This window comes from Symbiobacterium ostreiconchae, assembly GCF_055396975.1.
In genome coordinates this window covers 3,186,478-3,210,427 of the sequence record NZ_AP042454.1, presented here as the reverse complement: position 1 = coordinate 3,210,427, position 23,950 = coordinate 3,186,478, and the positions used below count along the sequence as shown (strand labels likewise).

General features: G+C 68.0%; 19 protein-coding genes. 15 read left to right on the top strand and 4 right to left on the bottom strand.

Annotation, left to right across the window (positions count from 1 at the left end):
• Positions 1-144: 144 nt before the first annotated feature.
• Positions 145-711 carry a DUF4256 domain-containing protein gene (locus ACZ5UM_RS15660; RefSeq protein ID WP_464848401.1) on the bottom strand — a complete coding sequence of 189 codons (567 nt, stop codon included), beginning with the start codon at positions 709-711 and terminating at the stop codon, positions 145-147.
• A 243-nt stretch (positions 712-954) separates the two neighbouring features.
• Between ACZ5UM_RS15660 and ACZ5UM_RS15655 the strand changes: the two genes are divergently transcribed.
• The 3 genes from ACZ5UM_RS15655 to ACZ5UM_RS15645 all read left to right on the top strand — a co-directional run bounded on the left by ACZ5UM_RS15655 (position 955) and on the right by ACZ5UM_RS15645 (position 3,511).
• The gene (locus ACZ5UM_RS15655) at positions 955-1,464 is read left to right on the top strand and encodes a DUF2179 domain-containing protein (protein ID WP_464845219.1); all 510 of its coding nucleotides are present in this window, start codon (positions 955-957) and stop codon (positions 1,462-1,464) included.
• A 186-nt stretch (positions 1,465-1,650) separates the two neighbouring features.
• Complete coding sequence (locus ACZ5UM_RS15650; RefSeq protein ID WP_464845218.1) at positions 1,651-2,670, top strand: hypothetical protein; 1,020 nt, start codon at positions 1,651-1,653, stop codon at positions 2,668-2,670.
• A gap of 163 nt (positions 2,671-2,833) precedes the next feature.
• Positions 2,834-3,511, top strand: a complete 678-nt coding sequence (locus ACZ5UM_RS15645; protein ID WP_464845217.1) for a protein-tyrosine phosphatase family protein — start codon at positions 2,834-2,836, stop codon at positions 3,509-3,511.
• 2,625 nt (positions 3,512-6,136) lie between these two features.
• Here ACZ5UM_RS15645 and ACZ5UM_RS15640 read toward each other — a convergent pair.
• The 3 genes from ACZ5UM_RS15640 to ACZ5UM_RS15630 all read right to left on the bottom strand — a co-directional run bounded on the left by ACZ5UM_RS15640 (position 6,137) and on the right by ACZ5UM_RS15630 (position 9,527).
• Positions 6,137-7,000, bottom strand: coding sequence for an AraC family transcriptional regulator (locus tag ACZ5UM_RS15640; protein WP_464845216.1), 864 nt, complete (start codon positions 6,998-7,000; stop codon positions 6,137-6,139).
• A gap of 190 nt (positions 7,001-7,190) precedes the next feature.
• Complete coding sequence (locus ACZ5UM_RS15635; protein ID WP_464845215.1) at positions 7,191-7,598, bottom strand: hypothetical protein; 408 nt, start codon at positions 7,596-7,598, stop codon at positions 7,191-7,193.
• Between the two features lie 921 nt (positions 7,599-8,519).
• Entirely contained in the window at positions 8,520-9,527 is a 1,008-nt protein-coding gene (locus ACZ5UM_RS15630) for a DUF8189 domain-containing protein (RefSeq protein ID WP_464845214.1), read from the bottom strand.
• Between the two features lie 361 nt (positions 9,528-9,888).
• On the opposite strand from ACZ5UM_RS15630, the gene ACZ5UM_RS15625 reads away from it, so the two are divergent.
• From ACZ5UM_RS15625 to ACZ5UM_RS15570, 12 genes are all read left to right on the top strand, one after another.
• Positions 9,889-10,824, top strand: coding sequence for a transketolase (locus ACZ5UM_RS15625; protein ID WP_464845213.1), 936 nt, complete (start codon positions 9,889-9,891; stop codon positions 10,822-10,824).
• Position 10,825: 1 nt separating this feature from the next.
• Positions 10,826-11,833: a transketolase family protein gene (locus ACZ5UM_RS15620; protein WP_464845212.1), complete on the top strand. Its 1,008-nt coding sequence runs from the start codon at positions 10,826-10,828 to the stop codon at positions 11,831-11,833.
• Positions 11,833-12,978 (top strand): RuBisCO large subunit C-terminal-like domain-containing protein, encoded by a 1,146-nt coding sequence (locus ACZ5UM_RS15615; RefSeq protein WP_464845211.1) that lies wholly within the window; start codon positions 11,833-11,835, stop codon positions 12,976-12,978. The genes ACZ5UM_RS15620 and ACZ5UM_RS15615 overlap by 1 nt, the downstream gene beginning before the upstream one ends.
• 15 nt (positions 12,979-12,993) lie before the next feature.
• Positions 12,994-14,151, top strand: a complete 1,158-nt coding sequence (locus tag ACZ5UM_RS15610) for an extracellular solute-binding protein (protein ID WP_464845210.1) — start codon at positions 12,994-12,996, stop codon at positions 14,149-14,151.
• A gap of 5 nt (positions 14,152-14,156) precedes the next feature.
• Positions 14,157-15,104, top strand: coding sequence for a sugar-binding transcriptional regulator (locus ACZ5UM_RS15605; protein ID WP_464845209.1), 948 nt, complete (start codon positions 14,157-14,159; stop codon positions 15,102-15,104).
• A gap of 42 nt (positions 15,105-15,146) precedes the next feature.
• A complete protein-coding gene (locus ACZ5UM_RS15600) occupies positions 15,147-16,283 on the top strand; it encodes a sugar ABC transporter substrate-binding protein (RefSeq protein ID WP_464845208.1) in 1,137 nt (378 codons plus the stop codon).
• Between the two features lie 11 nt (positions 16,284-16,294).
• Positions 16,295-17,815: a sugar ABC transporter ATP-binding protein gene (locus ACZ5UM_RS15595; protein WP_464845207.1), complete on the top strand. Its 1,521-nt coding sequence runs from the start codon at positions 16,295-16,297 to the stop codon at positions 17,813-17,815.
• Between the two features lie 3 nt (positions 17,816-17,818).
• Positions 17,819-18,811: an ABC transporter permease gene (locus ACZ5UM_RS15590; RefSeq protein ID WP_464845206.1), complete on the top strand. Its 993-nt coding sequence runs from the start codon at positions 17,819-17,821 to the stop codon at positions 18,809-18,811.
• A gap of 33 nt (positions 18,812-18,844) precedes the next feature.
• Complete coding sequence (mtnK, locus tag ACZ5UM_RS15585) at positions 18,845-20,077, top strand: S-methyl-5-thioribose kinase (protein WP_464845205.1); 1,233 nt, start codon at positions 18,845-18,847, stop codon at positions 20,075-20,077.
• Positions 20,078-20,098: 21 nt separating this feature from the next.
• Positions 20,099-21,184 carry an S-methyl-5-thioribose-1-phosphate isomerase gene (gene mtnA, locus ACZ5UM_RS15580; RefSeq protein ID WP_464845204.1) on the top strand — a complete coding sequence of 362 codons (1,086 nt, stop codon included), beginning with the start codon at positions 20,099-20,101 and terminating at the stop codon, positions 21,182-21,184.
• Positions 21,181-21,882, top strand: a complete 702-nt coding sequence (locus tag ACZ5UM_RS15575; protein ID WP_464845203.1) for a class II aldolase/adducin family protein — start codon at positions 21,181-21,183, stop codon at positions 21,880-21,882. Before mtnA ends, ACZ5UM_RS15575 begins: the two co-directional genes overlap by 4 nt.
• Before the next feature lie 425 nt (positions 21,883-22,307).
• Positions 22,308-23,825, top strand: a complete 1,518-nt coding sequence (locus tag ACZ5UM_RS15570) for an MDR family MFS transporter (protein ID WP_464845202.1) — start codon at positions 22,308-22,310, stop codon at positions 23,823-23,825.
• Positions 23,826-23,950: the final 125 nt, after the last annotated feature.

Below are 23,950 nucleotides of genomic sequence, written 5' to 3'. Positions count from 1 at the left end.
CAATGACGGGCCGGCCGACCCTCCGCGCGGGAGGGTCGGCCGGTCTGTGCTCCCTTGTGTGGGGCGCCCGGACGCCGGAACCTGCAGGGCTGTGATCCGTCGTATGAGGCGTCAGCCCCGCACCGATCCGCCGTCCCCGCGGTGCTATACCCGCAGCGAACCCCGGAAGCCCCGGGAAGCGTAGTATGACTCGGCGCCGTTGTGGTAGGTCCAGACCGTGTTGTAACGGCGGTCGCAGAAGATGGCACCCCCGAGCTTCCGGATCTCCGGGGGCGTCTTCACCCAGCTGGACGTCTTCGTGTCGAAGGCGCCCAGCTTCTGCAGCTCCCGGTACTCCTCCTCGGTGAGCAGTTCAATGCCCATCGCCTCCGCCATGCCCACGGCGCTGCCCTCGGGCTTGTGCTGCTTGCGCGACTCCAGCGCAGCCGGGTCGTAGCAGAGGCTCCGGCGCCCCTTGGGGCTCTCGGGCGCGCAGTCGTAGAAGATGTACTCGCCCGTCTCGCGGTCGAACCCCACCACGTCCGGCTCACCGCCCGTCCGCTCCATCTCGTGGAGCGACCACAGCTTCTCCGGGCGGGCCTCCAGCCTGGCCTGCACGTCCGCCCAATCCAGGCCGGGGTGGCGGTGTATGTTCTTCTCGAACCGGGCCTTCAGGGTGCGGAGCAGCGCTTCCCGCTGATCCGGCGCAATCTCGCGGCCTGCCTTGTCCATCACGTTCACACCACCTTCTGCAGAGCCCGGCGCAGTCTTCCTGTGCGCCGGGCGTCACCTTGTGCTGCGCACGGCGCGGCACGAACCCCCGGATAGGGTTTCCGTCCCCGGGATCCTCTGCTGCCACTGCCCCCGGTGGGGGTTCCTGCCATTCTACCGGCTCAGGAAACATGCGTCAACGCCAGCGCGACAGGATGGATGTCCCGGTCCGGCGAAATCGTCTCGCGAAGGGAGAGGAGAGCCGTGCTGGACCTCCTGGTCATCTTCTTCGCACAGGCGACCTACGTGTCGATTACGACGGTTCGGTGGATCATCCTCGTCAAGGGCCGGCGGTTGCTGGCCTCGGCCATCAGCTTCTTCGAGCTCATCCTATACGTCTACGCGCTGGGACTCGTCGTCACGCAACTCTCCAACCCTTTGAAGATCGCCACCTACGCGTTGGGCTACGCCGTGGGCTCGCTGGTGGGCAGCAAGATCGAGGAGCGGCTGGCGCTGGGCTACGTGGTGTTCCAGGTCATCACCGATCGCATTGGACTGGTGGCGCCGCAGTTGCGCGAGCGCGGGCTCGGAGTGACCGACTGGCGGGCGGAGGGCCGCACGGGTGAGCGGGAGGTGCTCATGGTCGTGGCCCGCCGCAAGCACGGCCCCTGGGTGATGCAGCTCCTGGAGGAGCTGGACCCGCACGCCTTTGTCGTGCAGCTTGACGCCGCCGCGTACAAGGGGGGCTTCCTGCAGCGGGTGCTGCCGCACTGAGTGGACCGCGTCAACCGCGAGGCGCCCCGCTGCCGGGGCGCCTCGTCGCCTTGTGCGGGCGGGATCGGCGTGGAACCCGGGCTTTGGACCTGGGCTTGGGATCCAGGCTTGGGACCCGGCTTGGGATCCAGGCTCGGAACCCCGGCCTGTTGGCAGTGGTCTAACGGACCAGGGGGTTGATCTGGCATGAAGAGATGGCTGGTCTGCGCTGCCGTTCTCCTCAGCGCCCTCGGGGTGGGTTGCGCCGGCCCGCACCCCACCGGCGCGCCGTCGCCCCGCGCGGGCGAAGGGGTCGCCGTGTCCGACAATACACCAGCCGCCGGGGAGGGGGAGCAGGTCCCCGCCGCCCCCGCCAGCGCTGCTGCCGCCCAGGGCGAACAGTCTGAGCCTGTGCCGGACGTCGCGGCAGCAATCCTGGCGCGCCTGGAGGGGATGTCACCGACCGAGGCTGCAGGCGTGAAGGACGGGTGGCAGATCCCCGGATGGGCGGTCTATTGCGCCGGCACTGCCGAGGCTCCGGAGGAAGCGGTGCTTGCCTGCCAGTGGGGCAAGGGCTACAACGTGATGAACGACGGCCGGATGCTCTTCTGGCGTGAAGATGGCCTGTGGCGAAGCCAGCCGTTTCCGCTGGAGGGCCTGGAGGGGGTGGGCAACTTCCACGGCCTGCGGCGAGAGGGAGACCTGCTGCAGGTGGTGATGAACGTGGGCGGCGGCCAGACCCGGTTTGTGGCCCAGGTGGGGCTCCAGGTGCACGAGGGCGGGGAGTGGCGCGCGGTGTGGGGGCCTGAGCCGCCCGCACCCGACACGGTGGTCGCCACGGTGTTCCTGCCCTCGCAGGGCATCGACCGGTACACGCGCTTCGTGGGTGTGGGCGGAGCCTCCGTGCGGGAGGACTGGGAGCGGGAGGGCTCGCGGTACGTGCTGCGGGACCGGATCGAGCTGACCCCCGCGGAAAGCGTCGTGGCCGGGTTCGTGCAGGTGCTGCTCATGGAGCCGGAAGCGGAGCGCTGGCGCTCGGCGACCGCCGATGCGTTGGAGACTGCTCTGGAATTGGAACTGCCTTCGAGGCTCAGCGAAGGGTTCACCGTGAGGAGCGTTGGCGACGGCGAGGTGCTGCTCGAAGCGGTCGACGCTGCCGGGGCCTGGCTGGTGACCGTCGTCGAGGCCGATGGCCGCACGATGGTGACGGCGATCAGGCCAGCTTGATCTGCCGATGCCCGCGATTCAAGAAGAGATCCTTGCCTTCCTGATGCATGATGCTGCGCTGCTGCGCGAATCGCAGGCCCCGTCCCCGCTGCGGGATCGGCTGGATGCGGCCCTGCGGGCTGAGGTGGAGGTCCTACGCACTGGTGTGGAGATTGGGCGCCACTTGACTGAAGCGCAGGGGCATATTGAGCAGAGCGGAGCGGAGGTACGTGAGCGAGCGGAGGTACGTGAGCGTGAGCAGCGCGAGGCGCTAGCGGTGATCCGGGCCGCCCGGGAACTGCTCGCCCGGGCGGAGGAGGCCCTGCGCGACGCGGCGGCGGGGCTTGACCTGCCGCTCTACCGGGCGCACCGAGCGGTCTACGCCACCCCCCATCTGCCGCCCATGAACTGCAACTGGATCGACTACGGCCTGCTGGCCGGCCGCAACCCGCTGACCGCGCTGGACGCCGAATGGCTCCTGGCCCGGGGTGTCACCCACGTGCTGGATCTGCGCGAGCCGTGGGAGTGGGCGCCGCCCCGGTTCGGGCAGGAGGCGCTGGACGCGCTGGCGGGCCGTGTGCTGCGCCGGCACATCCCCGTCGTGGACATGGGCCCGCCCACGCCCGACCAGTTCGACGAGGCGGTCGCATTCCTGGAAGAGACCTTGCAGGAGCCCGCCAACGTCGTGTATGTGCACTGCCGGGCGGGCGCCGAGCGCACGGCGGCCATTCTGGTGGCGTTTCACGCCCACCGGCATGGCCTGGGCTACGACGCCGCCCTGCAGGAGCTGCGCCGCCGCCGGCCACTTCTGAACCCCCTGCCGGTGCAGGAGGCGGCTACCCGGCGGTGGCTGGCGGGGTAGCGTGGCAGCATGCCAGTCATCGTGGAGGCCCACCCGCGAGGGTTGGGCCTCTGTCGATTCGGGGAGTGCGCTGCGTTGCTCCGATACGAATGCAGGGCGCAGGGCGGCCGTGTTCTGCGCCTTTCCTCCCAGGTCGTGCGTGATTGACACGACAAACTCGCACATCGTGTGAGAGACCTGGCAGGTGACGGCGGGGGCGACTCTTCCCTGGCCTGCTCCCGGCATCTTCGCCCACTGCGGTGCAAGGCGAAACCGTGCGCCTCCAGCCCGCGTCTTCGCAGGCCATTTTCGCGCCGCATCCTCCTACGCTATGCGCGTTTGGCAGGCCAAACGCGCACTTCGTGTGAGAGACGCAGCAGCGGACGACGCCGTGAGTGCCTCTTCCCCATCCCGATCCAGGCCATCATCGTCCACTTCTGTGTAAGTCGTTCCCGGGCGCCCTGACCCGCGTCTACGCCGGGGCCTTCGCGGCAGCATCCTTCCACGCTTTGCCCGTTTGGCACGGCCAACTGGCATTTCGTGGGAGGAACTTGGGAGCAGGTGACGTTACCGCCGTCTCTTCCCAGGCCTGCTCCCGGCCATCTCCGCCCACGGCGGTGCAAGACGAAGCCGTGCGCCTCTAGCGCGCGTCTGCGCGGGCTTTGCTCGCGCCGCATCCTCCCAAGCTATGCGCGTTCGGCACGGTCAACTCGCACATCGTGTGAGAGACCTGGCAGCGGACAGCGCCGCGGGCGCCCCTTCCCCGGCCAGCTCTGCGTCATTTCCGCCTACTGCGGTGCCAGTTGTGCCTGGGCAGACCAGGCGCAGCGTCACGCCAGGGTCTTCCCGCCGCATCCTCCCAAGCTGTGCGCGTTTGGCAAGTGAAACTGGCACATCGTGTGAGAAACCGGGCGCAGGCGATGCTTACAGCTGCCATTCCTCCAGACTGGCCCACGCTGTTTCCAGGGTCCATCGGGCCGCATGACGCCCACGCTTTGCGCGTTCGGCACGGCCAACTCGCAGATCGTGTGAGAGACCTGGCAGCGGACAGCGCCGCGGGCGCCCCTTCCCCGGCCAGCTCTGCGTCATTTCCGCCTACTGCGGTGCCAGTTGTGCCTGGGCAGACCAGGCGCAGCGTCACGCCAGGGTCTTCCCGCCGCATCCTACCAAGCTGTGCGCGTTTGGCAAGAGAAACTGGCACATCGTGTGAGCAACCGGGCGCAGGCCATGCTTACAGCTGCCATTTCTCCAGACTGGCCCACGCTGTTTCCAGGGTCCATCGGGCCGCATGACTCCCGCGCTTTGCGCGTTTGGCAGGCCAGACTCGCAGATCGTGTGAGAGACCTGGCAGCGGACAGCGCCGCGGGCGCCTCTTCCCCGCCCGGCTCTGCGTCATTTCCGCCTACGGCGGTGCCAGTTGTGCCTGGGCAGACTAGGCGCAGCGTCTACGCCAGGATCTTCCCGCCGCATCCTCCCAAGCTGTGCGCGTTTGGCAAGTGAAACTGGCACATCGTGTGAGCAACCGGGCGCAGGCGATGCTTACAGTTGCCATTCCTCCAGACTGGCCCACGCTGTTTCCAGGGTCCATCCGGCCGCATGCCTCCCGCGCTTTGCGAGTTTGGCAAGAGAAACTGGCACATCGTGTGAGCAACCGGGCGCAGGCCATGCTTACAGCTGCCATTCCTCCAGACTGGCCCACGCTGTTTCCAGGGTCCATCGGGCCGCATGACTCCCGCGCTTTGCGCGTTTGGCAAGCCAGACTCGCAGATCGTGTGAGAGACCTGGCAGCGAACGGCGCCGAGGTCGTCCCTTTTTCGGACAGCTTCAGGCCATCGTGCCCATTGCGATGGAAGTCGTGCCCGGGCGCCCTGGCCCGCGACTTCGCCCGGGTCTTCCCGGCCCCATCCTCGCACGCTTTGCGCGTTTGGCACGGCCAACTCGCATTTCGTGGGAGGAACCTGGCAGCAGGTGCCGTTACCGCCGCCTTTTCCCTGGCCTGCTCCCGGCCGTATTCGCCCACGGCGGTGCAAGACGAAGCCGTGCGCCTCTAGCGCGCGTCTGCGCGGGCCTTGCTCGCGCCGCATCCTCCCAAGCTTTGCGCGTTCGGCACGGCGAACTCGCACATCGTGTGAGAGACCTGGCAGGTGCCGGCGCCGGGGGCGACTCGCCCTCGACCTGTTCCCGGTTCTCTGTGACTGCTGCGGTGTAAGATGTCGCCGGCGGATCGAGTACCACTTCCACGCCAGGATGTTCTAGGACGCACCGTCCCACGCTATGCGCGTTTCGTACGACAGACTCGCACATCGTGTGAGAAACGCGGTAGCAGACGGCTCAGAGGCCGCCTCTTTCCTGGCTTGCCCCAGGCCACCTTCGCGCAGTGGTGTGCGAGCGCACTGGCCCGCGTCCATTCAAGGTCCTTTCCGGCCCCACCCTCCCACGCTCTGCGCGATTGACAACACAAACTCGCACATCGTGCGAGACGAAAAGGGCCCAGTGGGCTCAAGGCGCACGCGTTTCGGCCAGTTGCCATGTCGATCACGCAAGATGCGGACGGTTCGGGCGAAGCCAAGCGCTGCTCCCGAACCGTCCGCACGTGTCTTGCGCGTTCTTCCCCGTCGACTGCCACCAGACAAGTCGCGGCAAACGTTACCGCTTCACGGGAATCCAGATCTCGCTGCGGAACGCCGGGGACGTGGTGTCGTCGCTCTCGTTCCACAGGATCTCGGGTCCCTCTGCCGCCTGGTACCCGGAGGAGGGGAACCACTCGGCGTAAATGCGCGCCCAGGTGTTCTGCAGCGCCTCGGGGAACGGGCCGACCACCTCGAACACGGCCCAGGTGAGCGCCGGGACCTCCAGCGCCTGGAACCCCGGCGGGCAGGGCCGGTCGGTGGCCGCGCCGATCCAGTGGTCCAGCGACCCGCCGTCCTGACGGCCCTCCGAGAAGTTGAGCGAGGCCTGCACGAGGCCCACGGGCTCCACGTTGGAAAGGGCCTTCAACTGCTGGATCCGGTCCATACCCAGGTCCTTCCACATGGCGGCGATCTCGGGGCTGACGCCCTGGTACTGCAGGCGCACGCGGCGCATGATCCCCACGATGCGGAACGCTTCCTTCTCCACGATGCGGTACTGCACGTCGGTGCCCCCTCGTATGGTCAGCTGGAAGGTCATGCGGCAGAACGCCTTCAGGGCGCGCCCCGGCTGCCGGGCCTGGGACGGCGGGATGCCGTGTTCCGCATGGAAGGCCCGGGAGAAAGCGTCGGGCGACTCGTAGCCGAACTTAAGGGCCACGTCTGTCACCCGGGCGCCGGCCGCCAGCTCCTGCGCAGCGAGCGTCAGCCGCCGGCGGCGGATGTACGCCGAGATCGGCATGCCGGCCAGCGCGGCAAACATCCGGCGGAAGTGGTACTCCGAGCAGCCGGCGATGCGGGCGGCCGCCCGGATGTCCACCTCCCGGTCCAGGTGCGCCTCGATGTAGGCCAGGGCGGCGTTCAGGTCTTGCAGCGGATTCACCTCATGACCTCCCTCGCATCCCACCATACCAGGGGCGTCGCACTTCCGCCCGACGGTTGCGTTGCAACCATTGCAGGGTTGCCAGGCGCCCCGCGGCAGGGCAGCGGCCGACGATCTGTGGCTCTGCGTCGGCGCGCAGGTGCCGCCCGGGGCACGTCGAAACCCCTGACGTCCTGACACCGCGCAGGCTCTAGCGCCAGGCCTCGCGGGCAATATGGTCGAACAGCAGCCCGTCCGAGCAGCGCAGCTGCACGTCCACCCACTCACCGCCGACGCGCAGCGCGATGTCCTGCGGAACGCACGGCCTCCCGCCCCGCGCCGGCGCCAGTCTGCGGAAGCGGTCCAGCCGCGCCGCGGTGAGCGCATCCTGCACCGCATGGGGCAGTGCCGCGGCGTCCGTCAGTTCCTCGCGCCGGCCATCTCGGACCAGAGCCACCCCGGAGACCTGCGCGGCGCTCCAGATTCGCCCCCCGACGGGGTACATGTAGACGCCCCCCAGCAGCGCCAGAGCCATCCCAAGCACCAGGGCCAGCCCCGGCACCAGAACCGTTGTGGGCGCCGGGGCCCGCACAGTCGGGCGCGCGGTCATCTTCCGCACCTGTGCCACCTCCGGCAAGACGGCGTGCCCGCCCGGCACGCATCAGGTTGGTTGTCGTTGTCCACGGGTATTCGCCTGGTGCGGTCCCATGACCTTCCTCCAGTGACGGACGACCCGCCTTCCTGAGATGTGCGGTGTGCCGCCGTGGGGCGTGTCCGGACGGCGGGTCGCTTGGACGCTTGTCTGGGAGATCGCCCTCCCTCGGCCTTCCGACGAGACGGGGCGCAGGGCCGGAAGTGCGGCGGATTTCCACTTGGTGCGCGGGTGAAGTGGAAGTCTGTCTCACATCGCCGGCTGTGGAGAGGCGGGCGGGGGAGTGGAATCGCGGCTCAGGCGGTCGCGGGGCCCGAAGTGCGGCGGATTTCCACTTGTTGAGCGGGTGAAGTGGAAGTCTGTCTCACTCTGCCGGCTGTGGAGAGGCGGGCGGGGGAGTGGAATCGCGACTCAGGCGGTCGCGGGGCCGGAAGTGCGGCGGATTTCCACTTGTTGAGCGGGTGAAGTGGAAGTCTGTCTCACTCTGCCGGCTGTGGAGAGGCGGGCGGGGGAGTGGAATCGCGACTCAGGCGGTCGCGGGGCCGGAAATGCGGCGAATTTCCACTTGGTGCGCGGGTGAAGTGGAAGTCTGTCTCACATCGCCGGCTGTGGAGAGGCGGGCGGGGGAGTCGAATCGCGGCTCAGGCGGTCGCAGGGCCGGAAGTGCGACGGATTTCCACTTGCTGGGGCGGCGAAGTGGAAATCTGTCTCACTTCGCCGCCTGCGGAGAGGCGGTGGGCGGGGGAGTGGAAGCGCGAGTCAGCGGGGCGCTGCGCGGAGGAGATGAAGCGCACGCGTGCCGGGGGTCGGTCTGTGGGCGTCGAGCCAGAGACCGGGGGCTGGCCCGGGCATCGTTCCTGCCCGGGCCAGCCCCCGGTCGCGCCGCTCCTACCGCCGCGTGCGCACCGTTGTGTAGATGCCGTTGTCCGTGCCCCGCACGAACAGGTACAGCCGGTCGGCGAAGCGGACGCCGGCCGGCCCGCTGGGCGTGCGTCCCTGTCCGGGCACCTCCGTCCAGCCGGACCACTGCCCCCTCGGGTCGCGCACGTTCAGGAAGATGCCGTCGTTGGTGCCCCGCACCAGCAGGTAGAGGTTTCCCCGGTAGACGACGGCGCCGGGGCCGCTGGGGGTGAGCCCTCCGCCAGGCACCTCCGTCCAGGCGGACCACTGGTTCGGCGTCCGCATGACCGCCCCGTAGATGCGGTTGTCGGTGCCCCGCACGAACAGCCAGAGCGCGCCCACGTACGAGACGATGGCCGGCGCGTCGGGCGTGGCTCCGGTGGGCACCCGCTGCCAGCCCCGCCACTGGCCGTCGTAGCGCTGCACGTAGACGGCGTTGTCCGTGCCCCGCACGGCGAGGTAGAGCGCGCCCTGGTGCACGGTCACGGCCGGGCTGCTGGGGGTGAGCCCGTCGCCGGGCACCTCCGTCCAGCGGCTCCAGCGGTTGCCGGTCAGCCGGTTCTGGTAGATGCGGTTGTCGGTGCCCCGCACGAAAAGGTGGAGGGAGCCCCGGTACGCCGCCGCGGCCGGCGCGCCGGGAGTCCGTCCCTGGCCGGGGACCTCCCACCATTCGCCCCAGCCGGTGCGCCGGCTCATCCGGTTCCAGTAGATGCCGCTGTCCGTGCCCCGCACGAACAGGTGCAGGTCGTTCTGGTAAGTGACCGGCGCCGGCGAGTCCAGGGTGAGGCCCGTGCCGATCCGCCGCCAGTTCGACCAGCCGGAGCGGCTGAGCGGCCCGCCCTCCTGCCGCAGGTTCCACTCCACGTCGCGGCCGTCGTCCCGGTCGTCATCGTCCCGGTCGTTCCAGTCGTTGTTATTCCATCCGGGCGCGCCCCAGGGCGGCCTCTGCGCGATGAGGCCGGGCCAGCCCGGTACAAACCAGGGTGGCTGCTGCATCGGAATCCTCCTCACTGAAGTCCGGTTACTGGCCAGCGTATGCCGTTCCGGTCCGGTTGGCATCCGTTCACCGCGGCGGGCCTGAATCGCGTGCCGCGCGGCGGTTCCATACAAAGTCCAGCCACAGGGCCGGCAAAGACGTCCCATGGGCCCCGGACCCGATGCGAAGTCCGTACCGGAAAACAAGCCCAAATCGCTCTTGCGCGGTAGGTGGAAATAACTATTGATCGTTCCGCCGACCCGCGCTATAAAAACATTGAACAGTTGCACAGGCCTGCACAATTGTTCATGTGGGATGGTTCCCTTTCGGCTCCCGATTTCGGTAAGTTCGCGACAGCGTGCAAGGGGGGCGGTTATCGGCGTGAGCAATCAGGCGAAGTCCCTGACCTGGCAGGACCAGGTCCACCGTGTGGCCCGGCGGATCCGCATGCGCGTGCTGGAGCACACCCTGAACAACAACGGGGGCTACCTGAGCCAGGCGTGCTCGTCGGCGGAGACGCTGGCGACCCTGTACCTGAAGGTCATGAAGCTCGGACCCAGCGAGGCGCCCATGGTGCCGCCGCCGTTTCCGGGCGTGCCCGGTCCCGGGAACAAGAACTATTTCACCGGCGCGGCGTACAACGGGCCCCGCGCACCCCACCTGGATCGTTTCTACCTCTCCCCGGCCCACTATGCGCTGGTGCTCTACGCGACCCTCATCGAGGTCGGCCGCATGGCGCCGGAGGGACTGGCGCAGTTCAACCAGGACGGCAGCACCGTGGAGATGATCGGCGCCGAGCACTCGCCGGGCATGGAGGTCACCTCCGGGTCGCTGGCCCAGGCGCTCAGCCAGGCGATCGGCGTCGCCATCGCCCGCCGTCGCAGGGGCGAGACCGGCCGCAATTGGGTCTTCATGTCCGACGGCGAGTTCCAGGAGGGCCAGACCTGGGAGGCCATGGAGTTCCTCTCCTTCTACAAGCTGGACAACGTGGGCATCTACGTGGACGTCAACGGCCAGCAGTGCGACGGCAAGGTCGAGTCGGTGATGGCCATCGAGCCCCTGAAGGCCAGGCTCGAGGCGTTCGGCGCCCGGGTCTTCCAGGTGGACGGCCACGATCCCGAAGCGCTGGCCGCGCCGGCGGAGCTGGACCCCGATGGCCGGCCGCTGGTGGTGCTGGCCTACACCGACCCCTGCCGCGGGCTCGACCTGCTGCGCAGCAGGGCCCCGAAGCTGCACTACGTGCGGTTCACCGGTCCGGAAGAGTGGCAGCGCTACGAAGCGGAACTGCGGAAGCTGCAGGCGGAGGAGGGGGTATAGCATGGAGCTTCTCAAGCGGGTGCACGCCCAGAACCTGGTGAAGTGGGCGAAGGACAAGCCGGAGGTGGTCGTCCTTTCGGCCGACCTGACCAGTTCCAGCGAAGCGGACCTCTTCCGCGACACGTATCCGGACCGGTTCTTCAGCTTCGGCATCGCCGAGCAGAACATGCTGAGCGTCGCCGGCGGCATGGCCCGGGAGGGGCTCTACCCCTTCGTGCACACCTTTGCCGTCTTCATCTACCGGCGGGCGTACGACCAGATCGCCATGTCGGTGGCCTATCCCAACCTGCCGGTGCGCATGATCGGCTTCCTGCCCGGCATCCTGACCCCCGGCGGGGCGACCCACCAGGCGATCGAGGACATCGCGGTCATGCGGGCCCTGCCCAACATGACCATCCTGGAGACCGGCGATGCCACCGACGTCGAGTCGGTGCTGGACGTCGCACATGCAATCGACGGCCCCGTGTACGTCCGCATGCTCCGGGGCGAGATCCCCCGCCTGTTCGACGCCAGCGAGCCGATGCAGTTCAACCGGGCCCGCGTCCTCAGCCGGGGCACCGACCTGGCGCTCATCACCTCCGGCATCTGCACGGAGGAGGCCATGCGGGCCACCAACGTGCTGAAGGCGCGGGGCGTCTCCATCCAGCACCTGCACGTGACCACCCTGAAGCCCTTCAGCGATCCGACCGTGCTCGAGGCGGTGTCGAAGGCCAAGTACGGCGTCATCACCATGGAGAACCACTCGATCCTCGGCGGCCTGGGCACGGCGGTGGCCGAGGTGATGGCCGAGAACGGCGTCGGCAAGCGGCTGGTGCGCATCGGCATCCCCGACGTCTTCTCCCACGGGGCCAGCCGCCCGTACCTCATGAAGGAACTGGGGCTCGACGCGGCGGCGCTGGTCCGCAAGGTGGAGGAGATGGTCGGCCAGCGGCTGGACATCACCGAGGACGACCTGGCCGCCGTCCGGCTGACCGCAGTCCACAGCGACGCAAAGGCGGAGGCACTGTGATGATGCTGCCAAATCCCACCCTCAACCTGTCAGGCGACCGGTTTACCGTTCACTACCGCATCGCGCTCGACGATGAGCGGGAGGCCCGGGCGTTTGCGGAGGCGGTCTGCGTCGAGCAGACGGTGGAGTTCCCCGAGCCGCTGGTGCCCAGGGGGGACATCCGGCAGAAGATCGTCGGCCGGATCGAGTCGCTGGAGCCCGCGCCGTCCGGCGGTTTCGAGGCGGTGATCAGCTACGCGGTGGAGATCACCGGCTTCGAGCTGACCCAGTTCCTCAACGTGCTCTTTGGCAACACCAGCATCAAGCCCAACATCCGGGTGGAGCGGTTCACGCTGCCGGAGTCGCTGCTGCGCATCTTCCGGGGCCCCCGGTTCGGGGTGCAGGGGCTGCGGGAGTACCTGAACGTACAGGACCGCCCGCTGCTCTGCACGGCGCTGAAGCCCCTGGGGCTTTCGGCGGCCGACCTGGCGAACCTGGCGTACCACCTGGCCCTGGGCGGCATCGACATCATCAAGGACGACCACGGCCTCGCCGACCAGGAGTTCGCCCCGTTTGCGGAGCGGGTGAGTCGCTGCGCGGAGGCGGTGGAGCGGGCCAACCGGGAGACCGGGCGGCGCGCGATCTACATGCCGCACGTGGCCGGGCCGGTGGACACGATCGTGGAGCGGGCCCGGGCGGCGAAGGAGGCCGGGGCCGGCGGGCTGCTCATCTCCCCGGGCCTGGTCGGCTTCGACACCATGCGGCGCCTCGCGGACGACGACGCCCTCGGCCTGCCGATCATGAGCCACCCGGCGCTGCTGGGCAGCTTCGTCACCAGCCCGGTGAACGGCATCTCCCACTTCGCCCTGTTCGGGCAGATCGCCCGGCTGGCTGGGGCGGATGCCTCGGTCTACCCCAACTGGGGCGGGCGCTTCTCCTTCAGCCAGGAAGAGTGCCGGTCGATCGCCGAAGGGGCGGCCGTGCCGATGGGCCACATCAAGCCCATCTTCCCGACCCCCGGCGGCGGCATGAGCCTGGAGCGGGTCCCGGAGATGCTCCGCTTCTACGGCCGCGACGTAATCCTGCTGATCGGCGGCGGGCTGTTCCAGGCCGGCCCCGACCTGGTGGCCAACTGCCGCGACTTCCTGGCGACAGTCTCCGCGTAGAAAGGGGAGTGAGCCATGCCCTACCGCCTGCTCGGTCCCGACGATCCGGCCCTGGCGGCGCTGGACGAGGCGCTCAGGGCGCACCCGGAGTGGGAGGCCAGCCTGACCATTGTGCCCTGGGCCGAGTACCGGGACAGGCTGATGCAGACCCTGACAGCGCCCGCGGCCCCCTACGAGGCGGTCTTCGTACCCGGCCACGTCTGGGTGCCCGAACTGGCCGACGCGGGCCTGCTGGCCGCCCTGGACCCGATCCTGGACCGGCTCCCGGAGCTGGTGGACCGCTACCAGCCGGACGACATCCTGCCTGCCCTGGCCCGGGAGAGCCGCTTCCGCGGCGCCCAGTACATGCTCCCCCTGTTCACGGACGGCCATCTGGTCTTCTTCCGGGAGGAGGAGGCGGCCCCCGCCCCCGATCCGGCGGTGCCGCTGATCGCCCCCCGGGACATCCCGTGGCTCGCGGGGCGGGGCCACCGGCCGCCGGAGCGCTACGGCCTGGCGCTGAAGGCGCATCCCAGCGAGATCCTGCTGGACTGGCTCCCCTACCTGTGGAGCGAGGGCGGCGACGTGCTGGATGAGGACGGCCGCCCGGCCTTCGGCGGCCCCGCCGGCGTCCGGGCGCTGGAGGCCTACTGCGCCCTCAGGGAGTACTGCCCGCCCGACACCGACCAGTACGGCAACGCCGAGATCGCGTCCCTGCTGCAGCAGGGGCGTGTCGGGATGGCGGCCTCCTGGGGCGGCCAGGCGGCGGCGATCATGCTGGCGCCGGGGGCGGCGGGCGCCGCCGTCTACCGGGTGGGCACCTATCCCGAGCCCTGGAACGGCACGTGGGGCGTCGCCCTGCCGGCCAACCTGGCGCCTGAGGTGCAGGAAGGGATGCTCTCCGTCCTGCTGCAGGCCATGGGCCCCGAGACCGACCGGGCGGTGACCCGGGTCGCGGGCAGCCCGGTGCGGCAGTCCAGCTACAGCCCCGCCGAGCTGGCGAAGTACCCCTGGCTGGCGGCGCAGCTGGAGATGGTGAAGCGGGCAAGAACCCTGCCCGTGCATCCCCGGGTGGGGGCCTTCCTGGGAGCGCTGTATGCGGCGGTGCACGACGCCTTCACCGGGAAGTCCCGTCCCCGTGAGGCGCTGGCTGCGGCCGAGTCGGCCGTGCGCCGGGCGCTGCAGGAGGGTTAGCCGCCATGCAGGTGCACAGCGAGGCGGACCTGAAGGTCCTCGTGGCCTGGATGTACTACGACGAGGGGCTGACCCACGAGAAGATCGCCCAGCGGCTCGGCATGTCCCGGGTGGCCGTCACCCGGCTGCTGCAGAAGGCCCGCCGGGAAGGCATCGTCCAGATTCAGATCACCCGGCCGCTGCCCGTGCAGTTCCGGATGGCCAGGCAGCTGGAGGAGGCGTTCGGCCTGAAGCGGGCCATCGTCGTCCGGTCGTATCCCGAGCACCGGGTGACGCTGGACGCGCTGGGCGGGGCGGGGGCGCAGTACCTGCAGAGCCTGCTGTTCCCCGGCTGCCGGCTGGGGGTGGCCTGGAGCGAGACGGTGCGGCGCATCATCCCGTACGTGCAGCAGGTGAAGCAGCCCGTTCAGGGCACCATCAACGAGCTGGTGGGCACCCGCACCGTGCAGACCAACCCGTTCAGCGTGAGCGGCCAGCTGGCCAGCGCCCTCGGGATGCCGCTGGAGACCCTGCCGGTCCCGGTGGTGGTGCAGAGCCCGGCGGCGCGCGACGCCATCCTCAGCGAGGCGTCCATCCGGACCGCCATGGAGCATGCCCGGCAGTGCGACATCGCCATCGTCGGCCTGGGCGACGTGGGGCCGGAGTGCACCCTGGTCCGCACCGGCCACCTGACGGCCGAGACGGTGGCCGAGTTCCGGGAGCGCGGCGCGGTGGGCGACATCCTGATGCGCTTCTACGACCAGAACGGCGAGTACGTCCCGGGTCCCCTGGAGTCCTGCATCATCTCCCTGGAGTGGGAGGACATCAAGCGGCTGCCGCACATCATCGCGATGGCCGCCGGCCCGCGGAAGGTTGATGCGATTCTCGGCGCCCTCCGGGGCCGCCTGATCCACAGTCTGATCACGGATACGGATACTGCCCGGCAAGTCCTCGAAAAGGCCGGTGTCAGTTAAATCACAGGGTTCCGATCTTCAAGTGTAGGAGGGTGTTGACACATGAGACGGTACCTGGCTGCGCTCCTGTCCCTGATGTTGATTGTGGGTCTGACCGCGTGTTCCAAGCCGGCCTCCGATCCCGGTCCCACCCCGGCGCCCTCGTCCGGCGGTCCTTCCGAGACTGCGGGCGAAACGAAGCTCGAAGGGGTTCCCGAGGCGCTGACGGCCAAGCAGATCCGCGTGGCCGTGGTGCGCAACCTGGCCTCCGACGACCACACCAAGCAGTTCCTCGACGGCGCCCGCACCGAGGGTGAAGCCTTCGGCTTCGTGGTCGACACGTTCCTCTCCGACGGCGACGACTCCCGCATGCAGGAGCTGGTCGCCCAGGCCATCCAGAAGGGCTACGACGGCCTGATCGTCTCCCACGGCAAGGTCGACTACTCGTACGACATGCTGAAGCCCGCCCTGGACAAGGGGATGAAGGTGGTCACGTTCGACACCATTATCGACAAGAACGGCGAGACGCTGCCTGAGATCACCACCACGTTCCAGGACGACTTCAAGCTGGCCGAGCTGTCGCTGGAGGAGGTCGTCGCGCTGTCCAAGGACGGCCAGCCCGTGCGGGTGCTGAAGCTCTGGATGGCCGGGTTCCCGCCGCTGGATCGGCGCCAGACCGTCTACCAGCAGTACGAGGATGCGGGCAAGATCGTGACCCTTGAGACCGTCGGCGTCTCCAACTTCCAGGATGTGCAGGGCGACATCGCCGCCAAGGTGGGCGCGCTGCTGGCCAAGTACCCGCCCGGCACCGTCGACGCCATCTGGGCCTGCTGGGACGAGATGGCCAAGGGCGCTTACCAGGCCCTGATCGAGAACAACCGCACCGACATCCCGATGATCTCCATCGACATCTCCAACCAGGACATCAACCTGATGCGTGAGCCCGGCAGCCAGTGGCTGGCCACCGCGGCCGTGGACCCGCACCTGATCGGCGTCGTGAACATGCGCCTGCTGGCCAAGAAGTTCGCCGGTGAGCCCACGCCTGTGGAGTACAACCTGGAGGCCATGCTGGTCAAGCAGGAGCAGCTGAAGCCGGAGACCAACATGGCCAACCTCCACGAGGTCGTGCCGGGCTGGGGCAAGTCCGACGCCTTCAACGAGCCCTGGATGGATACGCTCCGCGCCCACTACGCCAAGTAGCGTGATCCGTGATGAGCCAGCCACAGCTGCACACAGTGGCGATGGAGTCCATCTCCATCGAGTTCCCCGGCGTCAAGGCGCTCTCTGACGTCAATTTCCACCTGCGGAGCGGCACCATTCATGCCCTGGTCGGGGCCAACGGCGCCGGCAAGTCCACGCTCATGAAGGTGCTCTCCGGCGCCTACAGCCACTACACCGGCAAGATCTTCGTCGACGGCCAGGAGGTCAGCATCCGGACGCCGCGCGACGCCAAGAAGCTCGGCATCCAGATCGTCTACCAGGAGGTGGACACGGCCCTGATCCCGCACCTCAGCGTGGCGGAGAACATCATGCTGGACGTGCTGGTCAACAGCATGGGCCGGAGACAGTTCGTCAACTGGTCGCAGATCCACCAGTCGGCGGAGCAGGTGCTGCGGCGGCTGAACATCGACCTCGACACGCGCACCCTGATCCAGGACCTGAGCCTGGCGCAGAAGCAGATGGTGCTGATCGCCCGGGCCATCGCGGAGGAGACCCGGTTCCTGATCCTGGACGAGCCCACGGCTCCGCTCAGCAACACGGAGACCGAGGAGCTCTTCCGGGTGGTCGAGGACCTGGCGTACAACCAGGGCGTCGGCGTGGTCTTCATCTCGCACCGGCTGCCGGAGTTGTTCGCCATCTGCCGGGAGATCACCGTCATGCGGGACGGCACGGTGGTCACCAGCCGTCCCATGGACGGACTCACCACCAACGACGTCGTGGAACTGATGCTCGGCCGCAAGTTCGAGGAGAACTACGCCAAACGGCCGGTCGAGATCGGGGACACGCTGTTCGAGGTCAGGGGACTCACCGAACTGAACGGCGCGGTGACCGACGTGAGCCTCACGGTGCGCAGCGGTGAGATCGTGGGCGTGGCTGGTTTGGTAGGGGCGGGCAAGACCGAACTGTGCAAGACCATCTTCGGTGCCTTGCCCGCCCGCTCCGGGCAGCTGCTGCTCAGGGGCAAGCCGCTGAAGGTCACCTCTCCCCATGCCGCGGTGAAGCAGGGCCTCGCCCTCGTGCCCGAGGAGCGGCGCAAGGAGGGGGTCCTGGTGGAGGAGTCGGTGGTCACCAACCTCACCGCCGCCAGCCTGGAAAACTTCACCGGCGCGTTGCAGTTCATCCGCAAGCAGGCGGAGCGGGCCGTCGCACGCAAAGTCATCGCAGACCTCAAGGTGAAGACCCCGAGTGAGGAGCAGAAGGTCGCCTACCTGTCGGGCGGTAACCAGCAGAAGGTGGCCGTGGGCAAGTGGCTCATCGCCGACGCCGACATCTACATCTTCGATGAGCCCACCAAGGGCGTGGATGTCGGCGCGAAGCGGGAGATCTTCGACCTGATCGGCCAGCTTGCGGCCATGGGGAAGGGGATCATCTACGCGTCGTGTGAGCTGTCCGAGATCCTCGCGATCACCGACCGCACCTACGTCATGTACGACGGCCGGATCGTGAAGGAGCTCCGGACGGCGGAGACCACCGAACAGGAAATCCTGTACTGGTCGACAGGGGGCAAGTGATCCATGCAGGCAAAGACCGAGACCACCCGCGGCACGCTGGGTGCCCAGGCTCTCAACTTCATCACCAAGTGGGGCACCGTGATCACGATCGTCCTGCTCCTCATCTTCTTCTCCCTCGCGTCACCGTCGTTCCTGACCGTATCCAACCTGATCACGATCCTCCGGAGCATCTCGATCGTCACGGTGATCGCCGTGGGCGTGACCATCTCGCTGACGGTCGACGGCTTTGACCTCTCCGTCGGCACCGTGGCGACCCTGGCCGACGCCCTGGTCATCTCGATGTTCGTCTGGTACGGCTGGTCGACGCTGCCGGCCATTCTGGTGGCCCTGCTGGGCTCGCTGGTGGTGGCGCTGGTCAACGCCACGCTCATCGTCAAGGTCCGCATTCCCGACCTGCTGGTCACGCTGGCCACCATGTTCATCTTCGAAGGCGTCGCGCTCACGTACACCGGCGGCGGCTCCATCAGCCAGGGGATGCCCCGGCTCGACGGCACGCCGACCTTCGGCGTCATCCCCGGCTCGTTCCGGCTGATCGGCCAGGCCCCCTGGATCATCATCATCATGCTGATCGTGGTCGCCGTCGTGCACATCTTCCTGAACTACACCAAGCACGGCCGCTACCTGTACGTGGTCGGCGGGAACCGGGAGGCGGCCCGGCTCTCGGGCATCCCGGTCAACCGCTACCGCACCCTGGCGTACATCCTGTCGAGCCTGCTGGCTGCCCTGGGCGGCATCATGCTGGCGGCCCGGCTGGGTTCGGCGCAGATCAACGCCGGCGCCGGCTACCTCATGCCCTCGGTGGCCGCGGCCTTCATCGGGTTCTCCGTGGCGGGCCAGGGGCGGCCCAACGCCATCGGCACGTTCCTCGGAGCCGTCCTGGTGGGCGTGCTGGAGAACGGTCTGGTGATGCTGTCGGTTCCGTACTACTCGATGAACATCGTGAAGGGTACCGTGCTGGCGCTAGCGCTGGCGATGACTTACTTCCGCAAGAAGTAGGTCTGAAACGACACGGCACGGGAGGTATTGAGGATGGCGAAGTACGACCAGTACTTCCTCATGAAACCCGAAGACGTCATCGACTATGTCAGGACGCAGCTGGACGTGTTTGACCCCGATGCCGAGCTGGAGTGCAGGGAGATCGGCGACGGGAACCTGAACTACGTCTTCCGGGTGTGGGACCGCAACTCTTCCAAGTCCCTGATTGTGAAGCAGTCCGGCGACACCGCCCGCATTTCCGACGAGTTCAAGGTGTCCGTTGACCGCAACCGCATCGAGGCGGAGGCGCTGATGGTGGAGGGCCGGCTGGCCCCCGGGCTGGTCCCGAAGGTCTACAAGTACGATCCGGTGATGAACTGCACCGTCATGGACGACCTGTCTGACCACCAGATCATGCGCACGGCCTTGATCAAGCACGAGAAGTTCCCGCTGTTTGCCGACCACATCACCACCTTCATGGTCAACACCCTGCTGCTGACCTCCGACGTGGTGATGGACCACAAGGAGAAGAAGGACCTGGCCCGCAGGTTTGGCAGCCCCGACCTGTGCGAGATCACCGAGGACCTGGTCTACACCGAGCCTTTCAATGATTACAAGGGCCGGAACAAGGTCTTCCCGCCCAACCTGGAGTGGGTGAAGCAGAACATCTACGCCGACCAGGAGCTGCTCTTCGAGGTCAGCAAGCTCAAGTTTGACTTCATGACCAAGGCCCAGGCCCTGATTCACGGCGACCTGCACACCGGTTCGATCTTCGTCCGGCCCGATTCGACCAAGGTGATCGATCCGGAGTTCGCGTACTACGGGCCGATGGGTTACGACACCGGCAACGTGATCGCCAACCTGCTCTTTGCCTGGGCCAACGCCGACGCCACCATCGCGGATGAGGCCCGGCGGGCGGACTACACCGGCTGGCTGGAGCAGACCGTCCGGGACGTCGTCGACCTGTTCCGCGCCAAGTTCTTGAAGGCCTGGGACGAGAATGTCACCGAGGTGCTGGCCCGCACGCCAGGGTTCAGGGAGTGGTACCTCGAAACCGTCATGGCGGATACCGCGGGCGTGGCGGGGCTCGAGCTGTGCCGCCGCATCATCGGCCTGGCCCAGGTCAAGGACATCACGTCGATTGAGGACCCGGACAAGCGGGTGCGGGCCGAGCGCATCTGCCTCACCACGGCGAAGGCGTACATCAAGAACCGCGGCCGGTTCCAGACGGGCGCGGACTACGTGGAGGCGTTCAAGCGGGCCATGGCGCAGTTCCCGCGGCAGTGACGGAAAGAGGGGAGTGGCGGCATGACGCAGGGTAAGCAGATCATCCCCGTGGCGCTTGACGACGCAGACAGCGCCCTGGTGATCGTCGACCAGACCCTGATTCCCAACGAGACCAAGTACCTCCGGCTGAAGACCCAGCCGGAGATCTGGGAGGCCATCCACACGCTCCGGGTGCGCGGGGCGCCCGCCATCGGGATCGCGGCGGCCTACGGCGCCTATCTGGGCGTGAAGGGCTCGGCGGCGTCGGACTTCGACAGCTTCTACGCCGAGTTCAGGAAGGTGAAGGAGTACCTCGCCTCCTCCCGCCCGACGGCGGTGAACCTGTTCTGGGCGCTGGACCGGATGGACGCGTGCGTGCAGCGCAACCGGGAGCGGCCGATTGCGGAGATCAAGGCGGCCCTGCGCGCCGAGGCCGATGCCATCCGGGAGGAGGACATCCGGGCCAACCGCGCCATCGGCGAGTACGCCCTGTCGCTGCTGCAGCCCGGCATGGGGATCCTCACCCACTGCAACGCAGGTGCGCTGGCTACGGCAGCCTACGGGACGGCCCTGGCCCCGATTTACCTGGGCCAGGAGCGGGGGTACAACTTCAAGGTGTTCGCGGACGAGACCCGGCCGCTGCTGCAGGGCGCCCGGCTCACCGCCTACGAGCTCATGCAGGCCGGGGTCGACGTGACCCTCATCTGCGACAACATGGCGTCGATGGTGATGAAGAACGGCTGGGTGCAGGCGGTCTTCGTCGGCTGCGACCGGGTGGCCGCCAACGGCGACACGGCCAACAAGATCGGCACCTCGGGCGTGGCGATCCTGGCGAAGAACTACGGCATTCCGTTCTACGTCTGCGCGCCCACGTCCACCATCGACCTGAACTGCAAGACCGGCGCCGACATCGTCATCGAGGAGCGCAAGCCCGAGGAAGTCACCGAGATGTGGTACGCCAAGCGGATGGCGCCGGAAGGCGTGAAGGTCTACAACCCGGCCTTCGACGTCACCGATGCCGAGTTCATCACGGCGATCATCACCGAGTTCGGGATCGCCCGGCCGCCGTACACCGAGTCGCTGCAGGAGCTGTTCCGGCGCAAGGAGGCGGCGGAAGGCCAGGCATGAGCGGGCAGACGGCGATGCGGTTCATGGACGAAGCGGAAGCGAGACGGCTGATGGTCGACATTGGCCGCCGGATGTACCTGAAGGGCTTCGTCGCGGCCAACGACGGCAACATCAGCGTGAAGGTCGGGCCCGATACCCTGCTGGTGACGCCCACGGGCGTCTCGAAAGGGTATATGGACGAGGACATGATGGTGAAGGTGGACCTGGAAGGGCGGGTGCTCTCCGGCGGGCGGCCGTCCTCGGAGCTGCCGATGCACCTGCGGGTGTACAAGGAAAACCCGGAAGTGATGGCCGTGGTGCACGCGCACCCGCCCGTGGCCACCTCGTTCTCCATCGCCGGGATGGCCCTGGACCGCCCGATCCTGACGGAGGCCATCCTGAACCTGGGCGCGGTGCCGCTGGCGCCGTACGCGACCCCGGGAACGCAGGAGGTTCCCGACTCCATCGCCCCGTTCTGCCGCACGCACAACGCGGCGCTGCTGTCCAACCACGGCGCGGTGACCTGGGGGAAGGACCTCCTGGAGGCGTGGTACCGCATGGAGTCGGTGGAGTACTACGCCACGATCCTGATGTACACGGGCAACATCATCGGCCGGAGCAACGAGCTCTCCTGCACGCAGGTCTCGGAGCTCGTCAAGATCCGTGAGCGGATGGGCATCCGCTCGGGCGGCGTTCCGGACTGCAAGCCGGACGACTGAAAGCCTGACACGCTTTCTCCCTCTCACCCTCTCTGTGTCCCCTCTCTGTGTCTCTGTGGGCGACCGGCCCGCACGCCCTTTGCGGCGTGCGGGCCGGTCGCGCTCTATGCATCTTCTCCTCTGACGAGGCCGGTGAAGTAGCTGGCCGCGGCGGTGAGCGCACAGCCCAGCCCGAGGAAGAACCCGACGACCACCGCGAAGGGCATCTCGGTCTTCAGCGCCAGACCGGCGAACAGGCAGAGGCTGGAGCCCAGCAGCCACCCGGCAGTGCGGTTACGCCCATTCGATCCCCCCCGAGACCCATCGATATGCGCACGGGGGGTGGGGATGCATGCCAGAGAGCGCCGGAGGCGCGGCGCACGCGCCGCGGCGTAGCGCCGGGCCGGTGCGCGTCGTCCCAAAGGGCAGGGGGAGGGGGTGCCCGCGTGCGCAACCGCCGGATGCTGACCGTGTTCGCCCTGATGCTTGCCAGCTTCCTCACCGCCGTCGACGTCACCATCGTCGACACGGCCATGCCCCGCATCGTCGGATCGCTGGGCGGCTTTGCGATGCTCACCTGGCTCGTCTCGGCCTACATGCTCACGTCCACCGCCACGATGCCGGTCTACGGCAAGCTGGCGGACATCATCGGGCGAAAGAAGACGTTCACGATCGGGGCGGTCATCTTCGTCACCGGGTCTGCCCTGTGCGGCGCCGCGCAGTCGATGGAAGCCCTGATCCTCTTCCGCGCCCTGCAGGGGCTGGGGGCGGGCGCCATGCAGCCCACCGTGCAGACGATCCTGGGCGACATCTTCAGCCCGGCGGAGCGGGCGAAGGTGCAGGGCTGGTTCTCCGCGGTGTGGGGCTTCTCCGCCCTGGCCGGGCCCCTGGTGGGCGGGCTGATGGTGGACTACCTGACCTGGCGCTATCTCTTCTATATCAACCTGCCCCTGGGCGCCCTGGCCCTGTTCATGGTCTGGCGGTACTTCGACGAGCGGGTCGAGCGGCGAAAAGTCCGGGTGGACTACCTGGGGGCCGTCACCCTCACCGGCGGCATGGCCCTGCTCCTGCTGGTGCTGCTGACGGGCGGCAGCCAGCTCCCCTGGGCATCGCCGCAGATCGTCGGGATGTCGGCCGGCGCAGCCGTACTCCTCGTGCTCTTCCTCTGGACGCAGGTCCGGGCCCTCGACCCGATCCTGCCGCTGCGGCTCTTCCGGATTCCCGTCATCGGCTGGGGCAACCTGTCCTCGCTCATGGTGGGCGGGGTGATGTACGGCACGTCCGTCTACCTGCCCATCTGGGCGCAGGGGGTGCAGGGGTACTCGGCCACCCGTTCCGGGGCTTCGCTGCTCTGGCTCTCCATCGGATGGCCCATCGCGGCGGTGCTGGGCAGCCGGCTGATCGTGCGCATGGGGGTGCGGCCTTCTGCCCTCCTGGGGCTCGCCCTGAACCTGGCCGGCGCCGCCGGGCTGGTGGTACTGGCACGCACGCTGGAGGAGATCCCCGAGGTGCTGCTGGCCCTGGTGACCTTCGTGATCGGCGCCGGTATGGGCTTCTCCACCCTGGCGTTCATCCTGGGCATCCAGTCCGCGGTCGACTGGGCGCACCGGGGGGTGGCCACCGCATCGTTCCAGTTCATCCGCACCCTGGGCGGCATGATCTGGGTCTCGGCGATGGGCGGCGTGATGAACACGGACCTGCTGGGGCGGCTGCAGCGGATCCCCGGCGTGGCCGCGCGGACGACGGCCGAGGCGGGGCAGTGGGCGAACCGGCTCCTGGATCCAGCTGAGCGGGCAGCCCTCGGTCCGGAGCTGCAGGCGGCCATGCAGGAGGCCCTGGCGGCGGCCCTGCGGAACGTGCACCTGGTCATGCTGCTGGCCGCCTTCCTGAGCCTGGCCGCGGCGCTGCTCATCCCCAACCTGCGGTTTGCGCCGGAGCGGCCGCAGGAGAGTCCGGCTGACTAGGGCACATGTGCCTGCGGAACGGCTGGGTTCTCTAGACTTTTCGCCTGCACAGAATGATGAATTGTTTCCCTCCGAAATAGGGTGGCAAAGCCATGCGCAACTGGTCGTGAACGGGGTAACATAAG